Source organism: Thermus arciformis (assembly GCF_900102145.1).
GTDB classification, from domain to species: Bacteria; Deinococcota; Deinococci; order Deinococcales; family Thermaceae; genus Thermus; species Thermus arciformis.
Map to the genome: position 1 here is coordinate 24497 of NZ_FNBC01000005.1, position 25440 is coordinate 49936.

A 25440-nucleotide genomic window follows, 5' to 3' on the forward strand; every position below is an offset into this window, starting at 1 on the left:
TCAAAAGAGCTTTGGGGAAGCCCTCCTGGGGCCCCCACCGCGGCAAAAGCCGCGGTGGGGTACTTAAGGGGCGGGCCTCACGGCCCGCCCCGTCCGCTTGGGGCCCTACTTCTCCACGGGGAGGTTAGCCCCGGTCCAGGCCTTGTAGCCTCCTAGGATGCTCTTCACGTTGTAGCCCTGGCCCCGGAGGAAGACCAGGCCCATGGCCCCCCGGTGCCCGATGCCGCAGTAGATGATGATGGGCTTGCCCTTGGGGATTTCCCCGATCCGCTTGGGGAGCTCGCGGATGGGGATGTTCACCGCGCCCGGGATGCGCCCGTCCTTGAACTCCGCGGGCTCCCGCACGTCCAGGACGAAGACGTCCAGGGTGTCCATCATCTGCTTGGCGGCGGCGGGCTGGATGCCGTAGAAGTCCGCGGGCAGGGTGGCGAGGAAGTTCCCCACCTCCCTTACCGTCAGGGCGGAGAAGGTGGTGGTGGTCGCCTGCGCCAGAACCGGGATGACCAGAAGAAGCCCAAACCAAGCCAGTTTCCTCATGCCTTTCATCGCGCACCTCCTTCTCTAGGGGATTTCCTCCCCTAAAGGCCAAGCCCTTGCCACTGGCCCACGGCCACCAGAAGGGCCCTGAGCCCGGCGGCTGCCAGAAGAGCGGCCCACGGGGCCAGGCCTTCTTTCCAGAAGGCCCCAAGCCCCAAGGCCAGGAAAAGGCCGTAGAGAACCCCGCTTTCCTCCCACAGGTGCCCCCGGGCCTCGAGGGGGAGGGTGAGGGGGTAGAGGAAGGCCAAGAGGAGGGAAGCCCCCAGGAGGACCCGCAAGGGGTATAAGGCCCAGGGGCTTTTAAGCAGGGCGGCCACCCCCAGCCCCAAGACCAAGGCGGTGAGGGGGAATAGGCCGGCCATCAAGGCGTTCCAAAGCGGCCGGTTCAGGTTCACCGCCAAGGCCATGCCGGGGTACGCCAGGGCCACCAGGCTAAAGGCCAGCAAGGCCAAGGCCAAGGGCCTTCCTGGCCCTTTCCCCAGGTAGAGGAGCCCGGCGGACACGAAGGAGAGGGCCAGGCCCCAGGACCCCCACCAGATGGGGCTTGCGGGGTGGAAGGTGAGGAAAAGCCACACGTGGGTGAAGCGGAAGCGGGCGGGGGATTCGGCCCAGAGCACGAAGAGGTCCAAGGCGATGAGAACCAGGGTCCAAAGGGTGTAGCGGCGGGCTTCCCTGTGGCCCTTAAGGTGGAGAAGGCCCGTCAGCAAGGCCATGCCCCCTGCCAGCCCCACCAGGATGAAGTGAAGAAGGTTGGTCCAGTGCCAGAACTCGCCGGCGTTGGGAAGGCCGTAGAACTCAGTCATGGCGCACCTCCTTCTCCCGGGTGAGCCCCTTCTTGGAGGGGGCGTTCAGATAAAAGAGCTTGGGCCTGGTGCCGAGCTCGGGCCTCAGCACATCCATCCTCCCTGCCTCCTTTAGGGCTTTGGATACCGGGCTTTCCGGGTCGTCCAGGTCCCCAAAGGTGCGGCAAAGGGTGGGGCAGGTTTCCACGCAGGCGGGAAGCCGGCCCTGCGCTATCCGGTGGGCGCAGAAGGTGCACTTGCTCACGTGGCCAGCCGGGTGCAGGTAGCGGGCATCGTAAGGGCAGGCGGCTATGCAGGCCCCGCAGGCGATGCACTTCCTTGGGTCCACCAGGACCAGGCCCTCCTCCGTCTGGTAGCTTGCCCCCGTGGGGCAGACGGGCACGCAAGGGGGGTTTTCGCAGTGCAGGCACTGTTCGGGGCGGAACTCCACCCAAAGGTCCGGGTAGGTGCCCACTTCCCGCTCCCGGATCCAGAGGTTATAGACCCCGGGTGGGACCTCGTTTTCCATCTTGCAGGCCACGGCGCAGGCGGCGCAGCCCACGCAGAGGCTAAGGTCAATGGCCATGGCGTAGCGGGGCATCACATCCTCCTTTCGTCCAAGGGCCTGCGGGCCAGGGAGGTGAGGGGGGGAAGCCTGGGCCTTTCCGCCTTCTCCAGCCGGACGAAGTTGACCCTAAGGCCCGCCCCCCCGGAGATGGGGTCCAGCTTGTACCGGGTCTGGAGGTAGGTATCCGAGGCCCCCCGGCCGTGGGCCACCCTCATGAGGGGGGCCTTGTGGCCGAAGCCGTGGACCAGGTAGACGCAGTCTTTCCGGATCCTCTCCGTGGCCTTGACCCGCACCGGGCCCTCGCGGGCACCATCTTGGTTTTCCAGGACCACGTAGTCCCCATCCTTCAAGCCGAGCCTTCGGGCCTCCTCCCGGTGAATCCAGACTTCGTTTTCCGGGTCCATCTCCATGAGCACCCAGTTGTTCTGGGTGCGGGCGAAGGTGTGGACCGGGCTTCGGCCATAGAGGAGGCGGTAGAAACCGGGGGGAGGTTCCTCGGGCGGGGTGAAGACGGGGAGGGGCTGGTGCCCCGCTTCCTTGAAGGCTTGGCAGTAGAGCTCAATCTTCCCCGAGGGGGTGCCGAAGGGAAGCCGGCCTTCCTTCTCCCAGTCCTCCAGCCAAGGCTTGCCCTTCTGCACCAGGGTGCCCATCCCCTTCATCGTCTCCAGGTCAAAGCCGATGCTCTGAAGGCGGGTGTCCAGGTACTCCTCAATGGTCTTCCAGGGGAAGTAAGCCTCCAGGCCGAGCCGTACCCCGAGCTCCCGGGCGATCCACCAGCCCGGCTTGGTGTCAAAGAGGGGCTCGTGGGCGGGGACCCGGAGCTCTAGGAAGGGCGTCTTGTGGGCCACGGCCACCAGGTCGTCGTAGCGCTCCAGGTAGGTGGCCTCGGGGAGGATCACGTCGGCCCACATCACGTGCTCCTGGGGAAGGACGTCTATGGCCACGTAGAGGTCCAGCTTTTTCAGGGCCTCCTTGGTGCGGGGCACGTTGGGGATGGAGTGGAAGAGGTTGATGCCGTAGGCGATGAGGCCCTTGATGGGGTAGGGCTCCCCGGTGATCATGGGCTCAATGAGCTCCTGGATGGCGGTGGAGCGGGCGAAGAACTTGCCCTTGTCCGCCCGGGGGCGGAAGCCTTCCGGCTCGTGGTCGCCCCCCGAGGGCCCGGAGCAGCCCCCAGCGGCGGGCTCGAGGGGAAGGGGAGGGGTGGGGTACTTTTCCAGGTAGGGGCTTTGGGCGATGTAGAACCCGCCCTTGCGGCCGTAGTTTCCCAGGAGGACGTTCACGTAGTAGAGGGCCATCATCCGGTAGGTGTCGTCCCCGTACCAGACGGTGTGCCGGGTGGGGGGGAGGACCGCCTGGGGCTTGTGGGCGGCCATCTCCCGGGCCACCTGGCGGATGGTTTCGGCGGGGATCTCCGTGTGCTTCTCCGCCCACTCGGGGGTGAGGTCCTTGACGTGGGCCTTCAGCTCGGCGAAGCCCGTGGTGTACTTTTCCACGTATTCCCTGTCGTAAAGGCCCTCGTAGATGAGGACGTGGATCCAGGCCAAAAGCAAGGCGGTGTCGGTGCCCGGCTTGATGGGAAGCCACAGGTGGGCCTTGGCGGCGGCGGTGGAGAAGCGGGGGTCCACCACCACCACCTTGGCCCCCCGCTTGAGGGCCAGGGCGAAGTCCTGGAGCTGGGTGTTGTGGGTGTCCTCCCCGATGTGGTGGCCGATGAGCACGATGTAGCGGGTGTTTTCCCAGTCCACGGGCTCGTGGCCGCCGATGGGCCGGCCGAAGACCCACTGGGAGGCCACCTCCCGGGGGGCGGTGCAGATGGCCACGGAGGGCTTGGCGGCGTTGGGGCTACCCCAGGCGGCGGGGAGGAAGTCCACGAACCAGGAATCCCCGGTGCCGTGGCCGAAGAAGGCGATGGCCTCGGGGCCGTACTCCTCCTTGATCTTCAGCATCCGTTCGGCCACGTAGTCCAGGGCCTCCTCCCAGGTGGCCACCCGGTACTTGCCCTCCCCCCGCTGGCTCCCCTCCACGCGGATGAGGGGCCGCTTCAGCCGATCGGGGTCGTAGGTGGTCTGGGGCATGCCCTGGCCTCGAGGGCAGAGCCGGCCCCGGCTTTTGGGGTTGGCCTCATACCCCTCCACCTTGTAGACCCGGTTTCCCACCGCGTGGGCCACGATGCCGCAGCGCCAGAAACAGCCCTCGCAGATCTGGTAGACGCTCCGCACCTCCTTGGCGTACCAGGGCACCGGGCTGGCCTTGGCCGGGGAGCTGCCCCTTAAGGCCAGGGCCCCGGCACCTAGGGCGCTAAGCTTCAGAAACTCCCGTCTTTGCATGGACGGCCTCCTCTAAGAGGTCTACAAGAGCGGCGTAGAAGCCGGTGGGGTCGTGGGCTTTCACCGCCTCGCCGAAGCGCTTTAGCCAAGGGGCGAGGAACTCCCGGGCGAGCCTTTGCGCCAGGTCGGGGCGCTTGGGGGCCAGGAGGGCCATGGCCTCCCCCAGGGCGGAGAGGTGGTCGGGGAGGTCCCGCCAGGTTTCCTGGACCTCGAGGCCCCCCTCCTGGTAGAGGGCCAGGAGGCGGTGGAAAGAGGGTCCCAGAAGCTCCCCGTCCCGGGCGTAGCCCGCGTAGGGCGGGGCGGGCACCCCTTGGGGGTTGGCCACGAAGAGGGCGGTGTAGGCCGCCTGGAGCTCGGCCAAGGGGGGGTGGGGGAGGGCCACCGGGCCTCCCCTCAGCTCGGCCAGGGCTTCCTCCAGGGTTCCCTCCTGGAGTCCTCTCCAAAGGGCTTCCCCGGGGGGAGCGAAGAGGTTCGCGGTGACCCAGCCCAGGAGTTCCATGCCTCACCTCCTGGGCTCAGGGTAGAGGGCAGGCTTCTTGTCCCAAGACGGAGGGCTTTACCCGTGCCTGTCGGAAGGTTTCCTAAGGCAAATGTCCTTGGGAAGAATGTCCCAAGCTGGGTTAGCGGCTCCTCGGCGCCCCCGCCGGGGGGATGCCTAAGTGGTTGCACGTTGATTTCGCAACACGGGTTGCCCCAAATAAGGCTCGGGGAGGTTCTTTTGGGGCCCCCACCGCGGCGAAAGCCGCGGTGGGGTACTTAGACCAGGCCCTGTTCCCGGGCCCAGCGCACCAGGTCGGGGGTTTCCATGAGGCCCAGCTTGTTCAGGGCCCGCCCTTTGTAGGTGGAGGCGGTTTTTACGGAAATCCCCAGGCGCTCCGCCACCTGGGAGAGGGTGTACCCCTGGGCCAACAGGACCACCACCGCCCGCTCCCTTTCGGAGAGGACCTCGGGTCCTGGCTCCCCTTGCCCCTCCAAAAGGGCCTCGGTCAGGCTGGGGTGGAGGTAGCGGAGGCCCCGCCCCAGACGCTCCAAGGCCTCCAGAAGGTCCTGGTCCAAGGCGTGCTTGGGCAGGTACCCCTTGGCTCCCAAGGCGAAGGCCCGGGCCACGTAGGCGGGCTCGTCGTGCATGGAGACCACCAGCACCTTGGCCCTCTTCGCCAACTGGGGCAGGGCCTCGAGGCCCCCCATGCCCGGAAGGTTCAGGTCCAGGAGGACCAGGTCGGCTTCCCAAGGGGCCTTTAGGGCTTCCTCCGCCCGGGCGAACTCGGCCACCACCTGGTGTCCGCCTTCTTCCAGTAGGAGCCTGAGGCCCTTGCGCACCAGATGGTGGTCCTCTACCAGCACCACCCTCATAAAGGCACCCCGAACTCCACCCGGGTGCCTTCCCCGGGGGCCGAGCGCAGGTGGAGGCTTCCGCCCAGGCCCTCTATGCGTTCCTGCATGCCCAGGAGGCCCACGGAAACCGGGGTCCTTTCCAGGTCAAAGCCTACCCCGTCGTCCTCCACCGCCCCGAAGAGGCGGTCCTCCTCCACCCAGAGGGCTACCCGGACCCGCCGGGCCTTGGCGTGGCGGAGGACGTTGGTGAGGGCCTCCTGCAGCACGCGGAAGAGGGCCACCTCCTTTTCCTTGGGAAGGGGAGGCACTTGGAGGTCCGCCTCCACTCGCAGGCCACTTTTTTGGTACTCTTCCAGATAGCGCCTGAGGGCGGCCTCGAGGCCTAGGTCGTCCAGAAGGGGAAGGCGCAGCTCCCGGGAGAGGCGGCGCACCTCCTCCAAGGCCTCGGCCACCTGGTTCCGGGCCTCGGGGAGCTTTTCCGGGTGTTTCTCCGCCACCTTGAGGGTGAGGAGGGCGGCGGTGAGGAGGCTTCCCACCCCGTCATGAAGCTCCCGGCCCACCCGGCGGCGTTCCTCTTCTTGGGCGCGGAGGAGCCGGGCCGCCTGGCCCAGGCCTGCCCGCTTCAGGGCGAGGAGCAAGAGGGGGGCCAGGGCCTCGGGGGGCGTGGCCCCCTCCTCGAGGCTCAGGACCAGGACGGCCAGGGGCCTCCTCCCTGGCTCGCCCACGGGGAGGGCCAAGAAGGTGTCCGCCCGCACCGGGCTTCCTTGAGCCACAGCCTCCTCGGCCAGCCGCCGCGAGCGGCCCACCAGGCTACAGGTGGTGCGGCAGGCCTGCATCTGGAAGAGGCGGAGCCCCTCCCCCACCCAGTAGGCCTCCCCGCAGCGGATGGAGCCCGCTTCCTCCAGGAGGCGGAGGGCCTTGCGCATCACCTCCTCCCGGGTCTTGGCTTCCGCCAGGGCCAAGGCCAGACGGGTGCAGTCCATCCCTTCCCAGGTTAGCCCCCGGGGGGAGGGAAGGGTGTCCCTAGAGGCCGAAGTAGGCCCGGGCCGCCGCCACGTCCTCTGCGATCTGGGCCCTTAGGGCCTCGAGGGAGGGAAAGCGCCTCTCCTCCCGGAGGCGCTTGAGGAAGCGCACCCGCACCTCCTCCCCGTAAAGCTCCCCAGCGAAGCCCAGAAGGTGCACCTCCAAGCGCCTTTCCTCCCCCCCCAGGGTGGGCCGCGTCCCCACGTTGGCCACCCCCTTGTAGCGGCCAAAGGCTCCTTCCGCCTCCACGGCGTAGACCCCGGGGGGAAGGACCTTCAAGGGATGAACGGCCAGGTTGGCGGTGGGAAAGCCAAGACGCCTTCCCATCCGGTCCCCCTCCACCACCACCCCGTAGGCCCCGTAGGGCCGGCCCAGGAGGTGGCGGGCCTCCTCCACCTTCCCCTCCTTGAGGAGGTCACGGATGCGGCTACTCTTCACCGCCTCTCCCCCGAGGCTCAGGAGGGAGACGACCCGGGTGGGGGCCACCTTTTCCAGGGCCTCCGGGCCCCCCGCCCGGCCCCGGCCGAAGCGGAAGTCCTCCCCCACGTAGATGCGGCTTGCCTGAAGGGCCCTTAGGTCCTCCAGGAAGGCCTCGGGGGGTCTTCTGGCGAACTCCTCGTTGAAGGGCACCGCCAGGATCAGCTCCACCCCAAGGGCCCTTAGGGCCTCCACCTTTTCCGTGAGGTCCATAAGGAAGCCCTCCCCCCGGGTGAAGACCTTGGTGGGGGGGTCAAAGGTGTAGACGAGGAGGGGCTGGTGGAGGCGCTTGGCCTCGGCCAGGGCCTGGTGGAGGAGGTGCTGATGGCCAAGGTGGACCCCGTCAAAGGAGCCCACGGCCACCACCTTGGGGCCCTTGGGGACGTCAGCGACCTCGGAGAAAAGCATGGTGGTAAAGGACCCCCACGATTCCGGTGGCGGAAAACTCCACCTCGCCCCTCTGGTGCATGGCCAGGGCCCTTTCCGGCTCCAGCCAGACCACCTCTATGGCCTCGTCCTCGTCGGGGGTGGCCTCCACCTCCTTGAGGTTCTCCGCCAAAAAGACGTGGGTCTTCTCGTCGGTGAAGCCGGGGGAGACGTAGTAGCTGAAGAGGTAGGTGAGGTCTCCCGCAAGGCCAGTCTCCTCCGCGAGCTCCCGCCTCGCTGCCTCCAAGGGGTCCTCCCCGGGCTCTATGAGCCCCGCGGGGATCTCCAAGGGGGCGAGGCCCACGGCGGGGCGCATCTGGCGCACGAAGAGCATCTTCCCTTCCCTCAGGGCGATCACCGCCACCGCGGGCTTGTGCTCCACGATCTCGTAACGGCCTTCCAGGGCCAGGTTCAGGATGCGGCCCCGGTAGAGGTAGGTGCGCTCCACCCCCTTATGTTAAGGCCCCGGGGGCACCCTGCCCCCGGGGCGTTCGCGCCTTTTACTGGAGAGCGTTCAGGGTGGCCAGGAGGACCTGGCGGGTGTAGGTGGGGTTGTGGACCCCCTTGGAGCCGTCGTTTTGGATGAGGAGGTAGTTCCAGCTGGCCCGCACGATGGGGTCCTTGGTGGGGAAGACGGGCTGGCCCTTCTCGTCCTTGATGTCCCCGAGCTGGCTGTAGAGGACGGTGCCGTCCGTGAGGGTCATCTTGAAGGCGATCTGCCCGGCGATGGAGAGGATGTCCACCCGGTAGACCGGGGCCTTGACCGGGGTGTTGGGGGTGAACTGGCCGTTTTCCGGGTTGTAAGCCCGCACCGTCTTGATCCGGTCCCGCACCGCCAGCACCCGGGCGTTCACCTTGGTCCGCACCAGGGCGAGGAGGTGTTCGGTGTTCTCCTGGACCATCTCCTGGGTGTACTTGGCCCCGTGGCAGGAGGCGCAGAGGTTTTCTGGAGCCTTAAAGGTGTGGCTGCTGTACTCGCCGGTCCCCGCCAGGCTCATGTGGCAGGTGGAGCAGGCGTTTCCGGTGAAGAAGGCGTGGGGGTTGGGCCATTCCTTGGTGTCGTCCACGAAGAAGGCGTTCTTGCCCAGGATCACGTCCCCCTGGCTCGAGGCGTGGGGGTAGGTGTAGCGCCCGGGGTCCTCGGCGTTCCAAGTGATGCGGCCGTTGCGGGAGTTGTGGCAGGCGATGCACAAGGCGGCGTTGCCCACGGCGGTGGCCTTGAAGCCGGAGGGGAGCATGGGGGTGTCTTGGGACAGGCGCAGGTCGCCGTCCTCGTCGTGGCAGGTGTTGCAGGTGATGGGCTTCACCTGGGCTTGGGTGAGGCCGAGGCCCTTCAGGTAGTCCACCGTGGCCGGCTTGCCATCGGGCCCCACGAGGTTCCCCGGGTTCCCCTTCTTAAGCTGCTCCAGCCAGGCCAAAAAGCCCTGCTCGCTGTGGCAGCGGGCGCAGTGGGCGGCGGCCTCGCCCCTGGCCTCCACCGTGGCCACAGCAAGGGTCTTCTCCCCCATGACCCCGTTGTTGTGGGCGCTTCCCTCCCACTCCTTCTGGATGGCCTCCTTGTTGGAGAAGGCCACCACGAGGCCCAGGGCCAGGAGGGCGAGTAGAGCTTTCTTCATAAGCGCCACCTCCTTACAGGGATAGTCCACACCCCTGCTATGACTTAAGTCAAGGGTAATTTGTCCCTCGGGGGTAGCCCCGCCTCCAAGAAGGTTGGAGCCGTTTTCGCCAGGCCTTTCGGTATACTGGCGGCGTGTACGGGGTGCTGGTGTGGCCGCCCGAGGACCTGAGGCGGTTCATGGAAGATCTCCAGGCCCGTCACGGGGTCAAGGGGTTCGGCCCGCCCCACCTGAACCTCCGCCAGCCCTTTGACTGGCCCTACGAGGAGGAGGCCTTGAAGATCGCCCTGGAAGGCATCCTGCGGGGCCATCCTCCCTTTCGCCTTCGCCTGGGGGGCTGGGGCTTCTTTCCCCAGGGGGTGGTCTACCTCCGGGCCTCCGGGGGCGGGGCCTTCCGGAGCCTCCACCACGCCCTGGAGCCCTTGGCCCCGCCCCTCAAGGAGATTGAGGGGCCAAGCTACATCCCCCACCTGACCCTGGCCCTGGGCCTCTCCCCGGAGGAGGCGAAGGCCCTGGCGGAACGCCTCCCGCCCCCGCCCCGCCGCTCCTTCCTGGTGAAGGAGGCGGCCTTGGTGCGGAGCGAAGGGGAGGGGCTCGCGGAGGTGGCCCGCTTTCCGCTAGGCCCTAGCCCAAAGCGATGAGGGCCATGGCCAGGAGGCTCAAGCCCACCCCCGTAAGCCTTCCCCAGGAGAGCCTTTCCTTCAGGACGAGCCAGGCCAGAAGGACCGTGAAGACCGGGTAGAAGGAGGAGAGGACCGCCGCCACGTCCAGCCGCCCGGCTTGGGCCGCGAGGAGGAAGAAGAGGTTTCCCCCGGCGTCCCCGAGGCCAGCGAGGAGAACCCATGGGGCCTCGCGTCCTCCAGGCCAGGGCTTGGCCCTGAGGGCGGCGGGGAGGACCAGGAGGAAGGCGGTGAGCTTGGCCCAGGCGGCGGGATAGAAGAGCCCCTCCACCCGGTCCATGAAGGCGTAGAACCCGCCGAAGCCGAGGCCGGCGAGGAGGGCGAGGCCCAGGTTCCCCGGGCGCGCCCGGCCTTCGGGCCGGGAGACGAGCCAGACCGCGAGGAGGCCCAGCCCCATGCCTAGGGCGGGGAAAAGGCCCGGCCACCCCTCGAGGAGGGCCCCCAGGGCCACGGGGAGCGCCGCCCCCACCACCCCGGCCACCGGGGCGGCGAGGCCCATCTCCCCGTGGGCCAGGGCCCGGTAAAAGGCGAGGAGGCCGAGGGCCCCGGAGGCCCCGCCCAAAAGGGCATAGGAAAGGTCCCGCCCTCGGGGCGCCTCCCCGAAGACCTGGGCCAGGAGGAGGAAGAGGAGGAGGCCGATGCCGGAGACCCAGAGGACCACGGCCTGGGCGTGGGCTCGGCGGGAGGCCATCCCGCCGCCGAAGTCCCCGGCCCCCCAGGTGAGGGCGGAGAAGAGGCCGAAGCCTAGAGGGAGGAGGAGGCTGGCGTCCATGGGAGGCGTCTTTAGGGCCCCTCTCTGGCGAAAGCGACTTAGTCCAGGAAGTCCCTGAGCTTCCGCGTGCGGGACTCGTGGTACTTGAGCTTGCGCAGGGCCTTGTTCTCAATCTGGCGGATCCTCTCCCGGGTCACGCCGAAGTAGGCCCCCACCTCCTCCAGGGTGTGCTCCCGCCCGTCTATAAGCCCCTTGCGGAGCTTCAGGACCATGGCCTCCCGCTCGGAGAGCTTGGAGAGGGCCTTTTCCAGCTCCTCGGCCAGGAGGCTCTGGGCGGCGGCGTCCACGGGGGAGGGGAGGTTCTCGTCGGGGATGAAGTCCCCGTAGAAGCTGTCCTTTTCGTCCCCGATGGGGGTCTCCAGGGAGACGGGCTCCTGGGCGATCTTGAGGGTTTCCTCCACCCGCTTGGCGTCCCAGCCCGGCCCCATGGCCTCGGCGATCTCCTCGTAGGTGGGCTCGCGGCCCAGCTCCTGCTGGAGCTGCCTGGCGGTGCGGGAGAGCTTGTTGATGGTCTCCACCATGTGGACCGGGATGCGGATGGTGCGGGCCTGGTCGGCGATGGCCCGGTTGATGGCCTGCCGGATCCACCAGGTGGCGTAGGTGGAGAACTTGAAGCGCCGCTTGTACTCAAACTTCTCCACCGCCCGGATGAGGCCCTGGTTGCCCTCCTGGATGAGGTCCAGGAAGGAGAGCCCCCGGCCGGTGTACTTCTTGGCGATGGAGACCACAAGCCGGAGGTTGGCCTCAATGAGGTGCTGCCTGGCCGCCTCCCCTTCGCGGGCGATGTGCAGGTAGCGCTTGAGCTCCTTGGGGAGGCTCTTGAGCTTGGCGTCCACCTCCTCTATGGTCTTGGGGTCCAGCTTCTCCTTGAGGCCCGGGATCTGCTGGATGCGGGCCGTGCCCAGGATCTTGGCCCGCACCACCTCCCGGATGAGGTCGGTGTCCAGCCCCGTGGCCTCGGAGAGCTTCTTGATGGCCTCCATCCCCTCCTCCACCTTCCGGGCGAGCTCAATCTCCTCCTCCAGGGTGAGAAGGGGCACCTGGCCGATCTCGTGCAGGTACTGGCGCACGGGGTCGGAGGTGGACACCTTGGGGAGGGCCAGTTCTTCCTCCTCAAAGAGGTCCTCCCCCTCCGCCCCAAGCTCCTCCGCTTCCAGGTCCAGGGGCTCTTCCAGGACGAGGTCGGGATCGGCCTCCAGGAGCTCGGGGTCGGGCTCGGGAAGGTCCGCGAGCTCCCCGGCCAGGGCCTCCGCCTCCGGGGGAAGCCCTTCCTCCCTTTCCTGGGCCTCGTCCAAGCCCTGGATGTCCGGGGAGCCACCCATCTCCGTCACCGCGGTCTTGCTCTTCTTCGTCTTGGCCTTCTTCAACGCCAACCTCCCTTGCGCTGGCTCAGCCTTGCCCTTCCGCGAAGAGCACCTTGTACTCCTTCACCAAAAGGGTCCGGAAAGCGCCGAAGCGCTCCGCCAAGAGGGGCTCGTACTTGAGAAAGGGATTGGCCACCAGGAAAAACCCACCGCCCGGCCTCAGCCGGGCCGCCGCCGCCTCCACAAAAGCCTGGGCCACGTCCAGGATGACCGCGCCCCCCACGTGGAAGGGGGGGTTCGTCACTATGATGTCAAACCGCGCCTCTTCCGTCAAGGCCTCGTCCACGTCCGAGTGGAGGGCCAGGGCTTTAAGCCCGTTCGCCCGAAGGCTTTCCTCCAGGGAAAGCACCGAGGCCCAGTCGTCCTCCACCGCCGTAACCTCCCCACCCAGGCGGGCCAGGGGCAGGGTGAGGGCCCCGTAGCCCGCTCCCAGGTCCAGCACGGCCTTGCCCCGTACCCCCTCCCGCCCCACCTCTCCCAGGAGGGCCTCGAGGAGAAGCAGGGAGGCCGGGTCCACCTTGCCCGCGGAGAAGACCCCGGGGAGGTGGCGGAAGGTGTACGCCTCCCCCAGGAGGTGGGCCTGGAAGGCGTGCCAGAGGGGGGGGAGGGGCGGGGCCTCCTTCTCCTTCTCCAGGAGGGCCACCCGGTGGGGGCCCTCCCGCCGCACCACCTTCCCGTACCCGAGGAGCTCCTGGGCCTCCTTGAAGTAGCGCTCAAACCCCCTGTTCTTGTCCCCCGCCAGGTAGACCCGTCCCCCCATCCGGAGGGCCCGGGCCGCGGCCACCAGGCTCGCCCGCACGTAGGCCGTCCCCCTTCCCGCGGGAAGGGCCAGGACCACCAGGTCGTAGGCCCCCTCCTCCGCCTCCCAGGGGAGGGCCCGGCGGGCCCTCAGGCCGCTCGCCTCGAGGCAGCGGAGGGCCGCCCGGGAGGTCTCCAGGCGCTCCACCTCCATGGCCCCCTCCAGGGGGAGGCTCCCCCAGCCCACCCCGGGGTTGAGGTCCAGGGCTCGCTTCCCGAAGGGGGCCACGCTCCTTTGCAGGAGCTCGTACACCGGGTCGCGGAAGCCTCGAGCCCCCGGCTTCACGTAAAGCGCCCCTCCGGGCCGGGGCAGGGGGGTGAGGCGGTGGTACTCGGCCAGGGTCAGGCCCACGTCTTCCAAGCATACGGGGCTTGGGGGAGAAGGGCAAATGTGCTAATATTCCCTTTCAAACCGCCCCCGGGCGGGGAAGGAGGAAGACGTGGCCCTGGTGGTTCAGAAGTACGGCGGCACCTCCGTGGGGGATCTGGAGAGGATCCACAAGGTGGCCCAGCGCATCGCCCACTACCGGGAGAAGGGGCACAGGCTCGCGGTGGTGGTCTCGGCCATGGGGCACACCACGGACGAGCTCATCGCCCTGGCCAAGCGGGTGAACCCGAGACCGCCCTTTCGGGAGCTGGACCTCCTCACCACCACCGGGGAGCAGGTCTCCGTGGCCCTCCTCTCCATGCAGCTATGGGCCATGGGGATCCCCGCCAAGGGCTTCGTCCAGCACCAGATCGGCATCACCACGGACGGGCGCTACGGGGACGCCCGGATCCTCGAGGTGAACCCGGCCCGCATCCAAGAGGCCCTGGACCAGGGCTTTGTGGCGGTGGTGGCGGGCTTCATGGGCACCACGCCGGAAGGGGAGATCACCACCTTGGGCCGGGGGGGCTCGGACACCACCGCCGTGGCCATCGCCGCCGCCCTTGGGGCCAAGGAGTGCGAGATCTACACGGACACGGAGGGGGTCTACACCACCGACCCCCACCTCATCCCCGAGGCGAGGAAGCTTTCCGTCATCGGCTACGACCAGATGCTGGAGATGGCCGCCTTGGGGGCCAGGGTCCTCCACCCCCGGGCGGTCTACTACGCCAAGCGCTACGGGGTGGTCCTCCACGTGCGCTCTAGCTTCTCCTACAACCCCGGTACCCTGGTGAAGGAGGTGGCTATGGAAATGGGCAAATCGGTGACGGGGGCGGCCTTGGACCTGGACCACGCCCAGATCGGGCTCATCGGCATCCCGGACCAGCCGGGCATCGCCGCCAAGGTCTTCCAGGCCCTGGCCGAGCGGGGCATCGCCGTGGACATGATCATCCAGGGGGTGCCCGGCCACGACCCCTCGAGGCAGCAGATGGCCTTCACGGTGAAGAAGGACTTCGCCCAGGAGGCCCTGGAGGCTTTGGAACCCGTCCTCGCCGAGATCGGGGGCGAGGCCATCCTGAGGCCCGACATCGCCAAGGTCTCCATCGTGGGCGTGGGCCTCGCCTCCGCCCCAGAGATCCCCGCCAAGATGTTCCAGGCGGTGGCCTCCACCGGGGCCAACATTGAGATGATCGCCACCAGCGAGGTGCGCATCTCCGTGATCATCCCCGCCGAGTACGCCGAGGCGGCGCTTAGGGCCGTCCACCAGGCCTTTGAGCTGGACAAGGCCTGATGGAGCGCCTCCACCTCTCCTGGGAGGACCTCCTTAAGCTGGTCCGCCGCCTGGCGGAGGCCCTTTCCGCGGAGCCTTTTGACCTCGTCCTGGGGGTGGCGCGGGGAGGCCTCATCCCCACCGCCCTCCTGGCCCAGGCCCTCGGCGCGCGGAACATCCTCACCGCCGCCGTCATGTTCTACGAGGGGGAGGAGGCCTTGCCCGAGCCGGTATTCCTGCAGTTTCCCCCTGACCCCCTGCTTTTCGGCAAGCGGGTCCTGGTGGTGGACGACGTCTGGGACTCGGGGCGCACGGCCTTCGCCGTGAAGGACCGGGTGCGCCGGGCGGGCGGGGTGCCGGTGGTGGCCACCCTCCACTTCAAGCCGGGGCGGAACCGGGTGCCGGACCGCCCCGACTTCTACGCCGAAAAGACCGAGGCCTGGGTGGTCTACCCTTGGGCCCTCGAGGCCTGGCCCGAAGGTTAAAGCCCCCACCGCGCCCTGCGGTGGGGATTCTTGGGCAGGCCTCTCAGATGAGGCCCAGGGCCTTCACCTGCTCCATCTCGTCCAGGAGCTCCTGGGCCGTGATCTCCATGCGCTTGCGGGCGAACTCGTTCACCTCCAGGCCCTCCACGATCCGGTAGGCCCCGTTCTTGGCCGTTACGGGGAAGGAGTAGACGATGCCCTCGGGGATCCCGTACTCCCCCTGGGAGGGGACGGCCATGGAGACCCAGTCCCCCTCGGGGGTGCCCAGGGCCCAGTCGCGGATGTGCTCTATGGCGGCGTTCGCGGCGCTGGCGGCGCTAGAAGCCCCCCGGGCCTGGATGATGGCGGCGCCCCGCCCGGCCACGGTGGGGATGAACTCCTTCTCGTACCACTCCATGTCCACGAGCTCCAGGGCAGGCCTGCCGTCCACCTCGGCGTGGAAGAGGTCGGGGAACATGGTGGAGGAGTGGTTGCCCCACACCGTTATGCGGCGGATGCGGTCCACGCCCGTCCCGGTCTTCTTGGCGAGCTGGGCCTTGGCCCGGTTGTGGTCCAGCCGGGTCATGGCGGTGAAGTTCCGGGGGTTGAGGCCGGGGGCGTTCTTGTAGGCGATGAGGGCGTTGGTGTTGGCGGGGTTCCCCACCACCAGCACCTTGACGTCCTTCTTGGCCACCTCGGCCAGGGCCCGGCCCTGCTCGGTGAAGATCCGGCCGTTTAGCTCCAGGAGGTCCCGCCGCTCCATGCCCGCTTTGCGGGGGGCTGCCCCCACCAGGAGGGCGTAGTCCGCGTCCTTGAAGGCCACCCGGGGGTCGTCGCTCGCCTCTATCCCGGCCAGGAGGGGGAAGGCGCAGTCCTCCAGCTCCATGATGACCCCCTCCAGGGCTCTCATGGCCTGGGGGATCTCCAGAAGCTGCAGGACCACGGGCTGGTCCTTGCCCAGCATCTCCCCCGCGGCGATGCGGAAGAGGAGGCTGTAGCCGATCTGGCCTGCGGCGCCGGTCACCGCCACGCGAACGGGGCTTTTCATCCTCGTACCTCCTTCGGGCCTACGCCCACCGGGGATTTTACCCCTAGAGGCCCCGGTAGATGCGCCTTTCCGCCTCTATGGCCTGGTCCAGCTCCTGGATCTCCCGCAGAAGCTCAAGGCTTGGGCTTTGCTGCAGAAGCTCTTTCAGCTTGGACCTCCTTTCCAGGTAGTAGGCCTCCCGCAGGCGGGCCAGGGCCTTTTCCACCACCTCGGGGAGGCGGGCCTCCTCCACCTCCGGGGCCAGCATGAGCCGCTCAAAGAGGATTCCTCCGGCCTCCTTGCGGCTCAGAACCTGGCGCAGGTAGTCCTTGCGGGGCTCCTTCTGGGCGAGCTCCAGAAACTCGGCCAGGAGGGAGCCTTCCGGGGGCCAGACGTGGTCCGCCACATAACGGACCCATTCCAGAAGGCGTTCCTGGGGGAGGGAGAGGAGGAGGGCGATGACGTCCAGCTCCAGGAGGAGGGCCCGGTTTCTGGGCTCGGCCTTGGGGGGCGGGGGCGGGGGGGGCTTGCCCCGGCGGCGGCTTTGCAGGTACTCGTTGAGCTCCCTCGGGGAAAGGCCCAAACGCTCCACCACCAAAGCCTTGAGCCTTTCGGCCACGGGGTCAAAGGGCTCGGGGGAGAGCATCCTGGGGGTGAGGGCCTCGAGGACCTTCCGCTTGTGCTCGGGCCGGGAGAGGGCCAGGCCCTTGGCCGCCTCCTGGAAGCGGAAGTCCACCTCGGGGAGGGCTTCCTCCAGGGCCCTTTGGAAGAGGGCGGGGCCCTCGGGGTGGAGGAGGAGCTCCCCGGGGTCTTTGGCGGGGAGGCGCACCGCGTAGAAGAGGAACTGCCGGGCCATCTCCAGGTCCAGGCTCTGCAGGGTGGCCTTCTGCCCGGCCTCGTCCGCGTCAAAGGCCAGGTAGACCTCCCGCACCTCCTGGGCCTTGAGGAGGCGGGCCTGCGCCTCGGAAAGCCCCGAGCCCAAGACGGCCACGGTCTCGGGGAAGCCCATCTGGTGCAGGGCGATGGCGTCAAAAAGGCCCTCCACCACGATGGCCCGCCCTTCCCGGAGCTTGGCCTTGGACTCGGGGTAGGCGAAGAGCACCTCCCGTTTGCGGAAAAGGGGGGTCTCCGGGGAGTTCAGGTACTTGGGGTTTTCGTCCCCCAGGGCCCTCCCCGTGAAGGCCACGATGCGCCCTAGGTGGTCCTTGATGGGGAAGGTGACGCGTCCTCGGAAGTAGTCGTAGTACCGGCCGCCCTTCTCCCCCAGCACCCCCGCCTTCAGGCCCTCCTCGGGGCTCACCCCGTGGCGGGCGAGGTGGGTGAGGAGGCCATCCCCCTTAGGGGGGGCGTAGCCGAGGCCGAAGCGGGCCAGGCTTTCCGGGGTGAGGCCCCGCCCCTCCAGGTAGGCCCGGGCCTCCGGGTGGGCGGCGAGCCCCTCCTGGAAGTAGGCCTGGGCCAGCTTCAAGACCTCGTAGAGCTCCTTGCGGTTCGGGACACCCCCCCGCTTGGGAAGCTCCACCCCCGCTTCCTCCGCCAGGCGTTCCAGGGCCGCCTGGAAGTCCAGGCCTTCTATCTTCTCCACGAAGGCGATGAGGTCGCCCCCCGCCTTGCAGCCGAAGCAGTGGAAGAGGCCCTTCTCCTCGTCCACGTAGAAGGAGGGGGTCTTCTCCTGGTGGAAGGGGCAAAGGCCTTTCCACCGCCCGCGGCCCGCGGGCTTCAGGGCCACGTAGCGGGAAACCACCTCCTTCAGGGAGAGGCGGCGCTTGATGGCCTCTATGGCCTCCCCGTCCATGCTCCCCTCCGCCTACGCCAAAGCTGGCGGACCCACCTTCCCAGCATACCGTACCCCCGGAGGTCCCAGGGCCCCTCCCCGGCCAGGGCCGCCTTCCAGGCGGCGGTGAGGGACACCGAGGGGGTGAAGCCCAGGAGGTGGTCCACCCTTTCCCCTTCCTCCAGGAGGAGCTGGGCCCGGAGGAGCCGGGCCAGCTCCAGGTGGACGGAAAAGCCCGTGCGGTGGGTCTGGTAGAGGAGGTGCTGGGAGAGGACCCGGGCCTTTTGCGGGCTTCGGGGCCAGTGGTAGAGGGCCAAGGAGGTGAGGGCCAGGTGGTGGACGTAGGGGTTGGAGAGCCTTCTCGCCTCCCGGAGGGCTTCCTTGAGGAAGGGCTTGGGGTTTTCCCCCCGGAGCCAGCGGTGGTGGGCCAGGGCCAAGAGGGCGAGCCCCCGGCCGTCGGGGTGGGCCTTCGCCGCCTCTAAGAGGTCCTCCCGGAACCTCCCCTTGAGGGTCCAGGCGGTGAGGAGGGCGGCGGCGAGCCAGGGGTGGGGGACATTCCGGTAGGCGGCCTCCCCCTCCTCCAGGGCCGCCTCCAGGCGGCCCGTCTCCAGGAGGAGGCGGAGGCGGGTGGCGTGGAAGCGGACCTGGGCCTCGAGGTCCCCTTCCCCGGGCTTCAGGAGGGCCTCGGCCTCGGGGTAGCGGCCGAGGTCCATCAGGAGGCCCGCCTGGAGGCTTTTCCCGTGGAGGCGGAGGGAGGGGGGGGCCCCTTCGGGGAAGCCCTTGAGGACCTCCAGGGCCTGCCGGGGCTTGAAGGCCCGCCAGAAGGCCCCCGCCAGGGCCAGGCGGGCCTGGGCCTCCTCCAGGGGGTAGGGCTTGAGCCCGGGAAGGAGGGGCAGGAGCGCCCAGGGGCTTTGGGCCTCCTTGAAGGCCGCAAGCACGGGGTCCTGGGAGCGGGGGCCCCCTTCGGCCTCCTCCGCGAGGCCCAAGGAGGCCAGGGCGTCCTGGCGCTCCCTTTCCAGGAAGGCCCTTAGGGAGGGGTCGGCCTCCAGGGCCTTTTGGTAGAGGGGCAGGGCCCTTTCCGGGTGGCCCTCCCGCCAGGCCCTCTGGGCCAGGAGGCGGTAGGCCTGGGCCGCCTGGCGGGCCTCCCCCGCCTCCTTCAGGTGGCGGGCCGCCCTCAGGAGGTCGCCCCTTTGCCGGAGGTGGTCTGCCGCCGCCAGGTGCCAGGCCTTGGCCCTTTCCTCGGGCACCAGGAGACGGGCGGCCTGGGCCACCTCGGGGAGGGGCTTACCCCCTTCCAGCAGGCCCTCCCGTTCCAGCCTCTCCCGGGAGAAGCGCCCCGCAAGGGCCTCCAGGACCTCCTCCGGGACCTCGCCCAGCACCCCCCAGGCCAGGAGGGCCTGGCGCTCCCGGGTGGGCAGGGCGTCCAGGGCGGGCTGAAGGGCGAGGAGGAGGGGCTTTTGGGGGCCGGGGAGGGCCAGGGTGGGGGCGAAGAGGGGCTTGCGGCTTTCCGCCACCAGGAGGAGGCGGGGGAAGGGGTGGCGGAGGAGGCGGGCCAGGGTGGGGTCGGGGAGGTGGAGGTCTTTGAGCACCAGGAGCATGGGCCCGGGCAGACGCCAAAGCACCCGCCGCCAGGCCTCGAGGATGGCCTCCTCCAGCTCCTCCCGGCCCCAGGAGGGCCTTTGGGCCAGGCCCAGGCTGTAGCGCCAGGCCAGGGCCAGGCCCTCCGGAAGCCCCGCCCGGTCCAGGAGGGCCTCCGGGGTTCCGAAGGCCCGCTCCACCGCCTCCCGGAGGCTCGCCCGCAGGGGGGTCTCCGGGCCCATGCGCTCCAGGACCACCACCGGAAAGGGGAAGGGCTCCTCCAGAAGCCTTTCCAGGAGGAAGCTTTTGCCGCTTCCCGGCGGGCCCACCAGGTTGAGGCGGCCCGGGGGCCTGGCCAGGGCCTGGCGGACCTGGGCCAGAAGGGCCCTGCCCCCAGGGCCCGGCTCAGGGCGCACCCCGTGGACCCGGGCCGCCTCCACCCTTCCCAGGCCCTTGACCTCCAGGGGGCTTAAGGGCTCGGCCTCCGCCCCCGGGGCCAGGGCCAGGGTGGCGGCGTCGGCCAGGACCTCCCCGGGGGCGGCCAGCTTGCTCAGCCTTTCCGCCAGGACCACAGGGGGCCCCACGGCCGTGGGCTCCCCCGCCTGGCCGCTTCCCAGGGGGGCCCAGAGGGCGAGGCCGCTCGCCACCCCCGCCCGGCCGGGGAGGGGGGAGGCGGCCACCATCTCCAAAGCCGCCTCCAGGGCCCGCCAGGGTTCCCGTCCCCGGGCCCGGGGGGCCCCGAAGAGGACCAGGATCCCGTCCCCCAGGAAGCGGTGGACGAACCCCCCCTTGGCCCGGGCCACCCGGGCGGCTTCCTCCAGGGCCTCCCTCAGGCCCTGGTAGGCGGGGCCAAGCCCTTCCCGGAAGCGCTCGCTGGAGGCCACCAGGTCAAAGAAGACCACGCTCACGTGGCGCCTCTCCTCGGGCAGGGGCGCCTCCAGGGCCTGGCCGCAAGCCATGCAGAACCGGGCTTCCGGGGGGTTTTTCTGCCCGCAGGCGCAGCGCATCTCACTCCCTAAAGAGCATCAGGGGGGGCCACAAGAGGACCTCGGCCGCTTCGGGCAGGGGCGTCTCCCCGTAGACCAGCACGGGCACGGGGGCTTCCAGGAGGTAAAACCCCTCCCCCAGGGCCCTCGCCCTTCCTCCCAGGCGGTACCTCGGGCCTTCCCGGCGCAAGAAAGCCTCCCCCTCCAGGGGCTTGGCCTCCGCCACCACCCCGTGGAGGAGGGCCCGCACCCGCCCCGCGGGGGCCGGGGGGGCGCCCCGGTCAAAGGCGTAGACTACCCCCTCCCCGTGGAGGACCTCCACCAGGGGGCTTCCCCAGGGCTCGGGGGAGAGCCAGACCTCGAGGGCGTACTCCCGAAAACGGCCCCAGAAGGCCTCGGGGCTTTCCTCTAGGGCCTCTTTGGGGCTCATGGGGAAGAGTTTACGCGCGGAGGACCGGGCCTGGCAACCGGTGGGGTGTTTAAGCTACCTCCGGCGTCCCATGGGGCGAAATCAAGGTGCGGGCACTTAGTGCACCACCCGGGCCGGGAGGGAGAGGACCAGGTGGGCCGCCAGGTGAAGGGCCGCCTCCTTGTCCAGGTACTGGTTGCCGTTGCCGCACTTGGGGGAGAGGACGCACCGGGGGCACCCCTCCTCGCAGGGGCAGGCCTTGAGGAGCTCCAAGGCGGCCCGGAGCCACTCGGGGAAGCGTCGGGCGGCGGCCCGGGCGTAGCCCACGCCCCCCGGGTAGCCGTCGTAGATGAAGACGGTGGGCCCCTCTCCCGAGGGCAGGGGCCTGGGGTAGAAGGGGTAGGAGAGCCCCCCAATGTCCTGCCGCTCCGCCAGGACGAAGAGGGGAAGGAGGCCGATCATGGCGTGCTCCAGGGCGTGGATCCCCCCGGGGATCCGGTGGGGGGGGACCGCCTCCTTGGGGTGGAACCAGAGGGCCTCCGTGGGGAAGGCGATCTCGGGGAGGTCCAGGGGCACTTCCTCCAGGACGCTCCCCGTGAAGAAGCGCTTCTTCACGTAGCCCACCACCCGCTCCCTCAGGACCACCCGGCCCACCCAGACCCCGTGGCCCACGGGTTCTCCCTCCAGGACCTCCAGGTGGGTCTCCGCCCGGGGCTCGGTGTAGTAGTCCTCCAGGGCGGGGAGAAGCCAGATCTCCCGCCTCTCGGGGTCGTGGTTGCGCACCAGGTAGCTTTCCCCCCCGTGCAGGTAGACCGCCCCGGGGTGGGCCTCCCAGTAGGCCTGGCGCTCGTCCAGGTGGCCCAGAACCTCCCCCTCGGGGCCCCTTAAGGTGAAGGTCGCCCCCAGGCCCCGGAGGCTGATCTCCCGGTGGGGGTGCCTCCTTGGGGTGTAGTAGCGGCCCTCCTTTTCCCGAAGCTCCCCTAGGGCCTGGGGGCAGAGGACCTCCTCCCGGGCGAGGGGCCACTCCCAGGCGGCGGCGTGGAGGTGCAGGGGGCAGAGCACCGGGTTCTTGGGGTCGGCCACCGCCTCCTCCGGGGGGCTTCTTAGGAGGAGCTCCGGGCGGTGGAGGAAGTACTCGTCCAGGGGGTCTTCCCGGGGGATGTAGACCACCAGGGCCCGCCTCTCCCCCCGCCCGGCCCTTCCCGCCCGCTGCCAGAAGGCGGCCACCGAACCCGGGTAGCCCACCAGGACCACCGCGTCCAGCTCCCCGATGTCCACCCCGAGCTCCAGGGCGCTGGTGGAGACCAGGACCCGCACCTCCCCCCGCTTCAGGGCCTCCTCGAGCCGCCTCCGGTCCTTGGCGGTGTACCCCGCCCGGTAGGGGCGCACCAGGGGGTGGGCCGCGTAGCGGGCGATGAGCTCGGCGCTCTTGCGGGCGTTGGCGAAGACCAGGGCCTTAAGGCCCCTCTCCGCCAGGGCCCGGGCCAGGTGGGCGGCCTCGAGGAGGGGGCTTCTCCGCCTTTCCCCCTTGCGGTCTAGGGGCTTGGGCAGGAGGACCAGAAGCTCCTTCTCCGAGCGGGCCACCTCCTCCCGGAGCTCCACGAAGGGGAGGCCGGTGAGGGTTTCCGCGTGGGCCTTGGGGTTTTGGATGGTGGCGCTGGCGGCGATCACCTGGGGGTTGGCCCCGTAGCGGCGGGCCAGGCGGAGGAGGCGGAAGAGGACCAGGGCCACGTGGGTGCCGAAGACCCCCCGGTAGGCGTGGAGCTCGTCCAGGACCAGGTAGCGCAGGCGGGAGAGGAAGGAGGCCCACTCCCCGTGCCGGGGCAGGAGGCCGTGGTGGAGCATGTCCGGGTTGGAGAGGAGGACAAGCCCTCCCTCCCGGGCCGCCCGGCGGGTGGGGCCCGGGGTGTCCCCGTCGTAGGGGAAGACCCCCTCGAGGCCCAGGGTTTGGGCCATGGCCTTAAGGCGCTTCAGCTGGTCGTGGGCCAGGGCCTTGGTGGGGAAGAGGAGGAGGCTCGTCCCCCCTTCCAGGGCCGCCTTGAGCACCGGGACCTGGAAGACCAGGCTCTTCCCCGCGGCGGTGGAGTAGGCCATGACCACGTTCTTCCCGGCCTCCACCTTCTTCAGGGCGGCCACCTGGTGGGCGAAGGGGGAGAGGCCCAAGGCGGCCAGCACCCCGGCGAAGGCCCCCTGGTAGGGGGCGGCCCTTGGGGGCCTTCGCGGGAGGAGGCGGGCGAAGACGACGCGTCCCCGGAACTCCTCTTCGCTTTCCAGCCACTCCCGGTAGCTGGAAAAGCCCCGAAGCGCCTCGGGCAGCACCCCCTTATTATGGGGGCATGATCCTCACCACCACTCCCCAGGTGGAAGGGCGCCGCATACAGGCGTATCTCGGCATCGTTTTCGGAGAGGCCATCGTGGGGGCCAACCTCCTCCGGGACCTCTTCGCCCAGGTGCGGGACATCGTGGGGGGGCGGAGCGGGGCTTACGAGGCGGAGCTGAGGCGGGCCCGGGAGATGGCCCTAGAGGAGCTCGCCGAGGAGGCCAGGAGGCTTGGGGCGGACGCCGTGGTAGGCGTGGACCTGGACTACGAGGTCTTGGGCCAGGCGAACTCCATGCTCATGGTCACGGCCAGCGGCACCGCGGTGAAGCTTGCTCCCTAAAGCTCCCTCACCCACACCTCGTGGATCAGGGGATGGCCCAGGTAGGGGGCCCAGAAGGGGCTCGCCCGCTTGGCGTAGACCCGGAAGCCCAGGCTCCGGTAAAGCCTCCGGGCGGCCTCGTTGGCCCGGGTGGTGGAAAGCTGCACCCCTTTAACCCCTCTTTTCTTTAAGCAGTCCAGAAAAGCCGCGAGGAGGGCCCGGCCCAGGCCGCGGCCCTGGGCCTTGGGGTCCACGGCGATGTGCAGGTGGGCGGGGTAGGCCTTCCGGGGGGCCTTGGGCCCGGGGAAGAGGAGGAGGCGGAGGAGGTAGCGGAGGTGGGGAAGCCTGGGGCCGTAGCCTCCCAGGAGAAAGCCCAAGAGCACCCTCGGCAAGCGTAAGGAGAGGGCCAAAGCCAGGGGAAAGTAGGCGCAGGCCCCCAGGATGTAGCCCACCACCCGGCCTTCCTCCTCGGCCACCAAGGCGCAACACCCCCCCTTTAGGTAGGGGGCCACGAAGAGCTCTCCCCACAGGGCCTCGCTGGGGAAGACCCCGGGGCCTTCCCGGCCCAGGAGGAGGGTCTGGTGGGAGAGGCGGGCGATGGCGGGGAGGTCTTCCGGGCGAGCGGGGCGCAGGTGGGCCACGCCTCCAGTCTAGAATGGCCTCTGTGCGCCGCCTGGCCCCTTGGCAGTGGCTTCTCCTCTTGCTCCTCCTTTATCTGGGCGTAGGGGAGGTCTTAAGGCTTTGGCTTGGCCTTTTGTGGACGGAGCGCCTCCTTGTCCTCCTGGCGGCCTTAGGGGTCTGGGCCTTCGTCAACGGCCGCTTCGTCTTCGCCACCTACCACGCCCTCCTCGCGGGGGCCCGGGTGCGCCGCCTGCCCCTCTTTCCCGGGCCCGGTGGGGGGGAGCACCTCCTGGTCCTGGCCCCCCATCCCGACGACGAGGTGCTGGCGGCGGCAGGGCTCATGCGCCGCACCTGGGCCCGGGGGGGGCGGGTGAGCGTGGTCTACCTCACCTCGGGGGACGCCTTTGACCTCGCGGCGGGGAGCCCCCTGCCCTCCCGGGAGGCCCTGCGCCGCCTGGCCCTTAGGCGCATGGTGGAGGCCTGGCGGGGCCTCGAGGCCCTGGGCCTTCCCCGGGAGAGCGCCTATTTCCTGGGCTTTCCCGACCAGGGGCTTTTTCAGCTCTTCACCACCCACTACTACCTGGCCTACGAAAGCCCCTACACCGGCCTCAAGGCCGTGGCCTACCCGGGGTGCTACCGGGCGGGCCTCCCCTACACGGGAAAGGCCCTCGAGGCCACTTTGGTGGAGCTTCTGGAGCGGCTTAAGCCCACCCGGATCCTCCTTCCAAGCCCCTTAGACGCCCACCGGGACCACCAGGCCGCGGCCTACTTCGGGATGCGGGCGGCGGCGGCCTTGGGCCTGGAGGGGCGGCTGGAGTACTACGTGATCCACGGGGGGTACCAGTACCCCCTGCCCAAGGGGCTCCACCCCCGCCTGCCCCTCTACCCCCCTCCCCGGGGAAGGGGCCTTCCCTGGCGGCGCTTTCCCTTGGAGGAAGAGGAGGTGCGCCTCAAGGAGAAGGCCATCCGGGCCCACCGGAGCCAGATGCGCCTCCTCGGGCGGTTTCTCCTCGCCTTCGTGCGGCAGAACGAGCTCTTTAGCCCCCTCCCCGTCCCTGCCCGGGAGGCCCTAGCCCCGGAGGAGGAGGGGTGGGCCGTCCTGGAGGGGAGGGAGGTCTTCTAGGCTCTCCAGGCCAAAGACCTCCAGGAAGCGCTCCGTGGTGCCGTAGAGCTTGGGGCGGCCCGGGGCCTCCTTCTCCCCCACCACCCGGATGAGCCCCCGCTCCAGGAGGCTTTCCAGGAGGCCTTCCACGCTTTTCCCCCGCATGGCCTCGAGCTCCGCCCGGGTGATGGGCTGGTGGTAGGCGATGAGGGCCAAGACCTCGAGGGCCGCCTTGGAGAGGCGGGGCGGGGTGGGCTTGAGGACCCTTTCCACCGCGGGGAGGGACCTTTCGTGCACCACGAGCCGCCACCCCCCCGCCACCCGCTCCAGGGCCACGCCGAGCCCGCCTTCCTGGAGGTCGGCCTCGAGGGCCTTGAGCGCCCGGAGAAGGGCCTCCTCGGGGTGGCCCAGGGCCTTGAGCTCCTTCAGGGAAACAGGCCTGCCCGCGGCGAAGAGAACCGCCAGGATTTCCGCCTTGAGCCCGGGGCCTTCCATGGC

General features: G+C 69.4%; 25 protein-coding genes. 5 read left to right on the forward strand and 20 right to left on the reverse strand.

The window, feature by feature from the left end; genetic code table 11:
• Positions 1-105: 105 nt before the first annotated feature.
• From BLP62_RS03030 to BLP62_RS03075, 10 genes are all read right to left on the reverse strand, one after another.
• A complete protein-coding gene (locus tag BLP62_RS03030) occupies positions 106-537 on the reverse strand; it encodes a rhodanese-like domain-containing protein (RefSeq protein WP_241374131.1) in 432 nt (143 codons plus the stop codon).
• Between the two features lie 41 nt (positions 538-578).
• On the reverse strand, positions 579-1340 hold the full coding sequence (locus BLP62_RS03035; protein WP_093005736.1) for a polysulfide reductase NrfD family protein: 762 nt from the start codon (positions 1338-1340) through the stop codon (positions 579-581).
• Complete coding sequence (locus BLP62_RS03040; RefSeq protein ID WP_093005738.1) at positions 1333-1920, reverse strand: 4Fe-4S dicluster domain-containing protein; 588 nt, start codon at positions 1918-1920, stop codon at positions 1333-1335. The genes BLP62_RS03035 and BLP62_RS03040 overlap by 8 nt, the downstream gene beginning before the upstream one ends.
• A complete protein-coding gene (locus tag BLP62_RS03045) occupies positions 1920-4217 on the reverse strand; it encodes a molybdopterin-dependent oxidoreductase (protein ID WP_093005740.1) in 2298 nt (765 codons plus the stop codon). The genes BLP62_RS03040 and BLP62_RS03045 overlap by 1 nt, the downstream gene beginning before the upstream one ends.
• Positions 4189-4716: a TorD/DmsD family molecular chaperone gene (locus tag BLP62_RS03050; RefSeq protein ID WP_093005742.1), complete on the reverse strand. Its 528-nt coding sequence runs from the start codon at positions 4714-4716 to the stop codon at positions 4189-4191. Before BLP62_RS03050 ends, BLP62_RS03045 begins: the two co-directional genes overlap by 29 nt.
• A 257-nt stretch (positions 4717-4973) precedes the next feature.
• Positions 4974-5570 carry a response regulator gene (locus BLP62_RS03055; RefSeq protein ID WP_093005744.1) on the reverse strand — a complete coding sequence of 199 codons (597 nt, stop codon included), beginning with the start codon at positions 5568-5570 and terminating at the stop codon, positions 4974-4976.
• A complete protein-coding gene (locus tag BLP62_RS14310) occupies positions 5567-6535 on the reverse strand; it encodes a sensor histidine kinase (RefSeq protein ID WP_093005746.1) in 969 nt (322 codons plus the stop codon). The genes BLP62_RS03055 and BLP62_RS14310 overlap by 4 nt, the downstream gene beginning before the upstream one ends.
• A 40-nt stretch (positions 6536-6575) precedes the next feature.
• Positions 6576-7460, reverse strand: a complete 885-nt coding sequence (gene ribF / locus BLP62_RS03065) for a riboflavin biosynthesis protein RibF (RefSeq protein ID WP_093005748.1) — start codon at positions 7458-7460, stop codon at positions 6576-6578.
• Positions 7438-7926: an NUDIX hydrolase gene (locus BLP62_RS03070; RefSeq protein ID WP_093005750.1), complete on the reverse strand. Its 489-nt coding sequence runs from the start codon at positions 7924-7926 to the stop codon at positions 7438-7440. Before BLP62_RS03070 ends, ribF begins: the two co-directional genes overlap by 23 nt.
• Before the next feature lie 52 nt (positions 7927-7978).
• Complete coding sequence (locus tag BLP62_RS03075) at positions 7979-9094, reverse strand: hypothetical protein (RefSeq protein ID WP_093005752.1); 1116 nt, start codon at positions 9092-9094, stop codon at positions 7979-7981.
• Between the two features lie 134 nt (positions 9095-9228).
• On the opposite strand from BLP62_RS03075, the gene BLP62_RS03080 reads away from it, so the two are divergent.
• The gene (locus tag BLP62_RS03080) at positions 9229-9735 is read left to right on the forward strand and encodes a 2'-5' RNA ligase family protein (protein WP_093005754.1); all 507 of its coding nucleotides are present in this window, start codon (positions 9229-9231) and stop codon (positions 9733-9735) included.
• Here the strand turns inward: BLP62_RS03080 and BLP62_RS03085 are convergent.
• Genes BLP62_RS03085 through BLP62_RS03095 form a run of 3 tightly spaced genes read right to left on the reverse strand, consistent with a single transcriptional unit; the run spans position 9719 to position 13060 of the window.
• A complete protein-coding gene (locus tag BLP62_RS03085) occupies positions 9719-10546 on the reverse strand; it encodes a DMT family transporter (RefSeq protein ID WP_093005756.1) in 828 nt (275 codons plus the stop codon). The genes BLP62_RS03080 and BLP62_RS03085 overlap by 17 nt on opposite strands.
• 38 nt (positions 10547-10584) lie before the next feature.
• Positions 10585-11913, reverse strand: a complete 1329-nt coding sequence (rpoD, locus tag BLP62_RS03090) for an RNA polymerase sigma factor RpoD (protein WP_420918348.1) — start codon at positions 11911-11913, stop codon at positions 10585-10587.
• Positions 11914-11935: 22 nt separating this feature from the next.
• Positions 11936-13060, reverse strand: a complete 1125-nt coding sequence (locus tag BLP62_RS03095) for a methyltransferase (RefSeq protein ID WP_093005758.1) — start codon at positions 13058-13060, stop codon at positions 11936-11938.
• An 88-nt stretch (positions 13061-13148) separates the two neighbouring features.
• Here BLP62_RS03095 and BLP62_RS03100 point away from each other — a divergent pair, with 88 nt between their 5' ends.
• Complete coding sequence (locus tag BLP62_RS03100; RefSeq protein ID WP_093005760.1) at positions 13149-14366, forward strand: aspartate kinase; 1218 nt, start codon at positions 13149-13151, stop codon at positions 14364-14366.
• A complete protein-coding gene (locus BLP62_RS03105; protein ID WP_093005762.1) occupies positions 14366-14830 on the forward strand; it encodes a phosphoribosyltransferase in 465 nt (154 codons plus the stop codon). Before BLP62_RS03100 ends, BLP62_RS03105 begins: the two co-directional genes overlap by 1 nt.
• Before the next feature lie 43 nt (positions 14831-14873).
• Here BLP62_RS03105 and BLP62_RS03110 read toward each other — a convergent pair whose 3' ends face one another.
• The 5 genes from BLP62_RS03110 to BLP62_RS03130 all read right to left on the reverse strand — a co-directional run bounded on the left by BLP62_RS03110 (position 14874) and on the right by BLP62_RS03130 (position 22899).
• Complete coding sequence (locus tag BLP62_RS03110) at positions 14874-15857, reverse strand: malate dehydrogenase (protein ID WP_093005764.1); 984 nt, start codon at positions 15855-15857, stop codon at positions 14874-14876.
• 43 nt (positions 15858-15900) lie between these two features.
• Positions 15901-17628 carry a DNA primase gene (gene dnaG, locus BLP62_RS03115; protein WP_093005766.1) on the reverse strand — a complete coding sequence of 576 codons (1728 nt, stop codon included), beginning with the start codon at positions 17626-17628 and terminating at the stop codon, positions 15901-15903.
• Complete coding sequence (locus BLP62_RS13690; RefSeq protein ID WP_093005768.1) at positions 17610-20192, reverse strand: adenylate/guanylate cyclase domain-containing protein; 2583 nt, start codon at positions 20190-20192, stop codon at positions 17610-17612. The genes dnaG and BLP62_RS13690 overlap by 19 nt, the downstream gene beginning before the upstream one ends.
• A 1-nt stretch (position 20193) precedes the next feature.
• Positions 20194-20601, reverse strand: a complete 408-nt coding sequence (locus BLP62_RS03125; protein ID WP_093005770.1) for a hypothetical protein — start codon at positions 20599-20601, stop codon at positions 20194-20196.
• Between the two features lie 96 nt (positions 20602-20697).
• The gene (locus BLP62_RS03130) at positions 20698-22899 is read right to left on the reverse strand and encodes a DEAD/DEAH box helicase (protein ID WP_093005772.1); all 2202 of its coding nucleotides are present in this window, start codon (positions 22897-22899) and stop codon (positions 20698-20700) included.
• A 17-nt stretch (positions 22900-22916) separates the two neighbouring features.
• Here BLP62_RS03130 and BLP62_RS03135 point away from each other — a divergent pair, with 17 nt between their 5' ends.
• Positions 22917-23240: a heavy metal-binding domain-containing protein gene (locus BLP62_RS03135; RefSeq protein WP_093005774.1), complete on the forward strand. Its 324-nt coding sequence runs from the start codon at positions 22917-22919 to the stop codon at positions 23238-23240.
• Here the strand turns inward: BLP62_RS03135 and BLP62_RS03140 are convergent.
• Complete coding sequence (locus tag BLP62_RS03140) at positions 23237-23860, reverse strand: GNAT family N-acetyltransferase (RefSeq protein WP_093005776.1); 624 nt, start codon at positions 23858-23860, stop codon at positions 23237-23239. The two genes, BLP62_RS03135 and BLP62_RS03140, sit on opposite strands and share 4 nt — an antisense overlap.
• 23 nt (positions 23861-23883) lie before the next feature.
• Between BLP62_RS03140 and BLP62_RS03145 the strand changes: the two genes are divergently transcribed.
• Complete coding sequence (locus BLP62_RS03145) at positions 23884-24963, forward strand: PIG-L deacetylase family protein (RefSeq protein ID WP_093005778.1); 1080 nt, start codon at positions 23884-23886, stop codon at positions 24961-24963.
• Here BLP62_RS03145 and scpB read toward each other — a convergent pair.
• Positions 24910-25437, reverse strand: coding sequence for an SMC-Scp complex subunit ScpB (gene scpB, locus BLP62_RS03150; protein WP_093005780.1), 528 nt, complete (start codon positions 25435-25437; stop codon positions 24910-24912). The genes BLP62_RS03145 and scpB overlap by 54 nt on opposite strands.
• Positions 25438-25440 lie beyond the last annotated feature (3 nt).

Coding starts and splice junctions, on each gene's coding strand:
- BLP62_RS03125 (WP_093005770.1), bottom strand. CDS start 20,601: ATGAGCCCCAAAGAGGCCCTAGAGGAAAGCCCCGAGGCCTTCTGGGGC.
- dnaG (WP_093005766.1), bottom strand. CDS start 17,628: ATGGACGGGGAGGCCATAGAGGCCATCAAGCGCCGCCTCTCCCTGAAG.
- BLP62_RS03075 (WP_093005752.1), bottom strand. CDS start 9,094: ATGAAGAAAGCTCTACTCGCCCTCCTGGCCCTGGGCCTCGTGGTGGCC.
- BLP62_RS03110 (WP_093005764.1), bottom strand. CDS start 15,857: ATGAAAAGCCCCGTTCGCGTGGCGGTGACCGGCGCCGCAGGCCAGATC.
- scpB (WP_093005780.1), bottom strand. CDS start 25,437: ATGGAAGGCCCCGGGCTCAAGGCGGAAATCCTGGCGGTTCTCTTCGCC.
- BLP62_RS03030 (WP_241374131.1), bottom strand. CDS start 537: ATGAGGAAACTGGCTTGGTTTGGGCTTCTTCTGGTCATCCCGGTTCTG.
- BLP62_RS14310 (WP_093005746.1), bottom strand. CDS start 6,535: ATGGACTGCACCCGTCTGGCCTTGGCCCTGGCGGAAGCCAAGACCCGG.
- BLP62_RS03085 (WP_093005756.1), bottom strand. CDS start 10,546: ATGGACGCCAGCCTCCTCCTCCCTCTAGGCTTCGGCCTCTTCTCCGCC.
- BLP62_RS03050 (WP_093005742.1), bottom strand. CDS start 4,716: ATGGAACTCCTGGGCTGGGTCACCGCGAACCTCTTCGCTCCCCCCGGG.
- BLP62_RS03055 (WP_093005744.1), bottom strand. CDS start 5,570: ATGAGGGTGGTGCTGGTAGAGGACCACCATCTGGTGCGCAAGGGCCTC.
- BLP62_RS03040 (WP_093005738.1), bottom strand. CDS start 1,920: ATGCCCCGCTACGCCATGGCCATTGACCTTAGCCTCTGCGTGGGCTGC.
- BLP62_RS03045 (WP_093005740.1), bottom strand. CDS start 4,217: ATGCAAAGACGGGAGTTTCTGAAGCTTAGCGCCCTAGGTGCCGGGGCC.
- ribF (WP_093005748.1), bottom strand. CDS start 7,460: ATGCTTTTCTCCGAGGTCGCTGACGTCCCCAAGGGCCCCAAGGTGGTG.
- BLP62_RS03035 (WP_093005736.1), bottom strand. CDS start 1,340: ATGACTGAGTTCTACGGCCTTCCCAACGCCGGCGAGTTCTGGCACTGG.
- BLP62_RS03135 (WP_093005774.1), top strand. CDS start 22,917: ATGATCCTCACCACCACTCCCCAGGTGGAAGGGCGCCGCATACAGGCG.
- BLP62_RS03105 (WP_093005762.1), top strand. CDS start 14,366: ATGGAGCGCCTCCACCTCTCCTGGGAGGACCTCCTTAAGCTGGTCCGC.
- BLP62_RS13690 (WP_093005768.1), bottom strand. CDS start 20,192: ATGCGCTGCGCCTGCGGGCAGAAAAACCCCCCGGAAGCCCGGTTCTGC.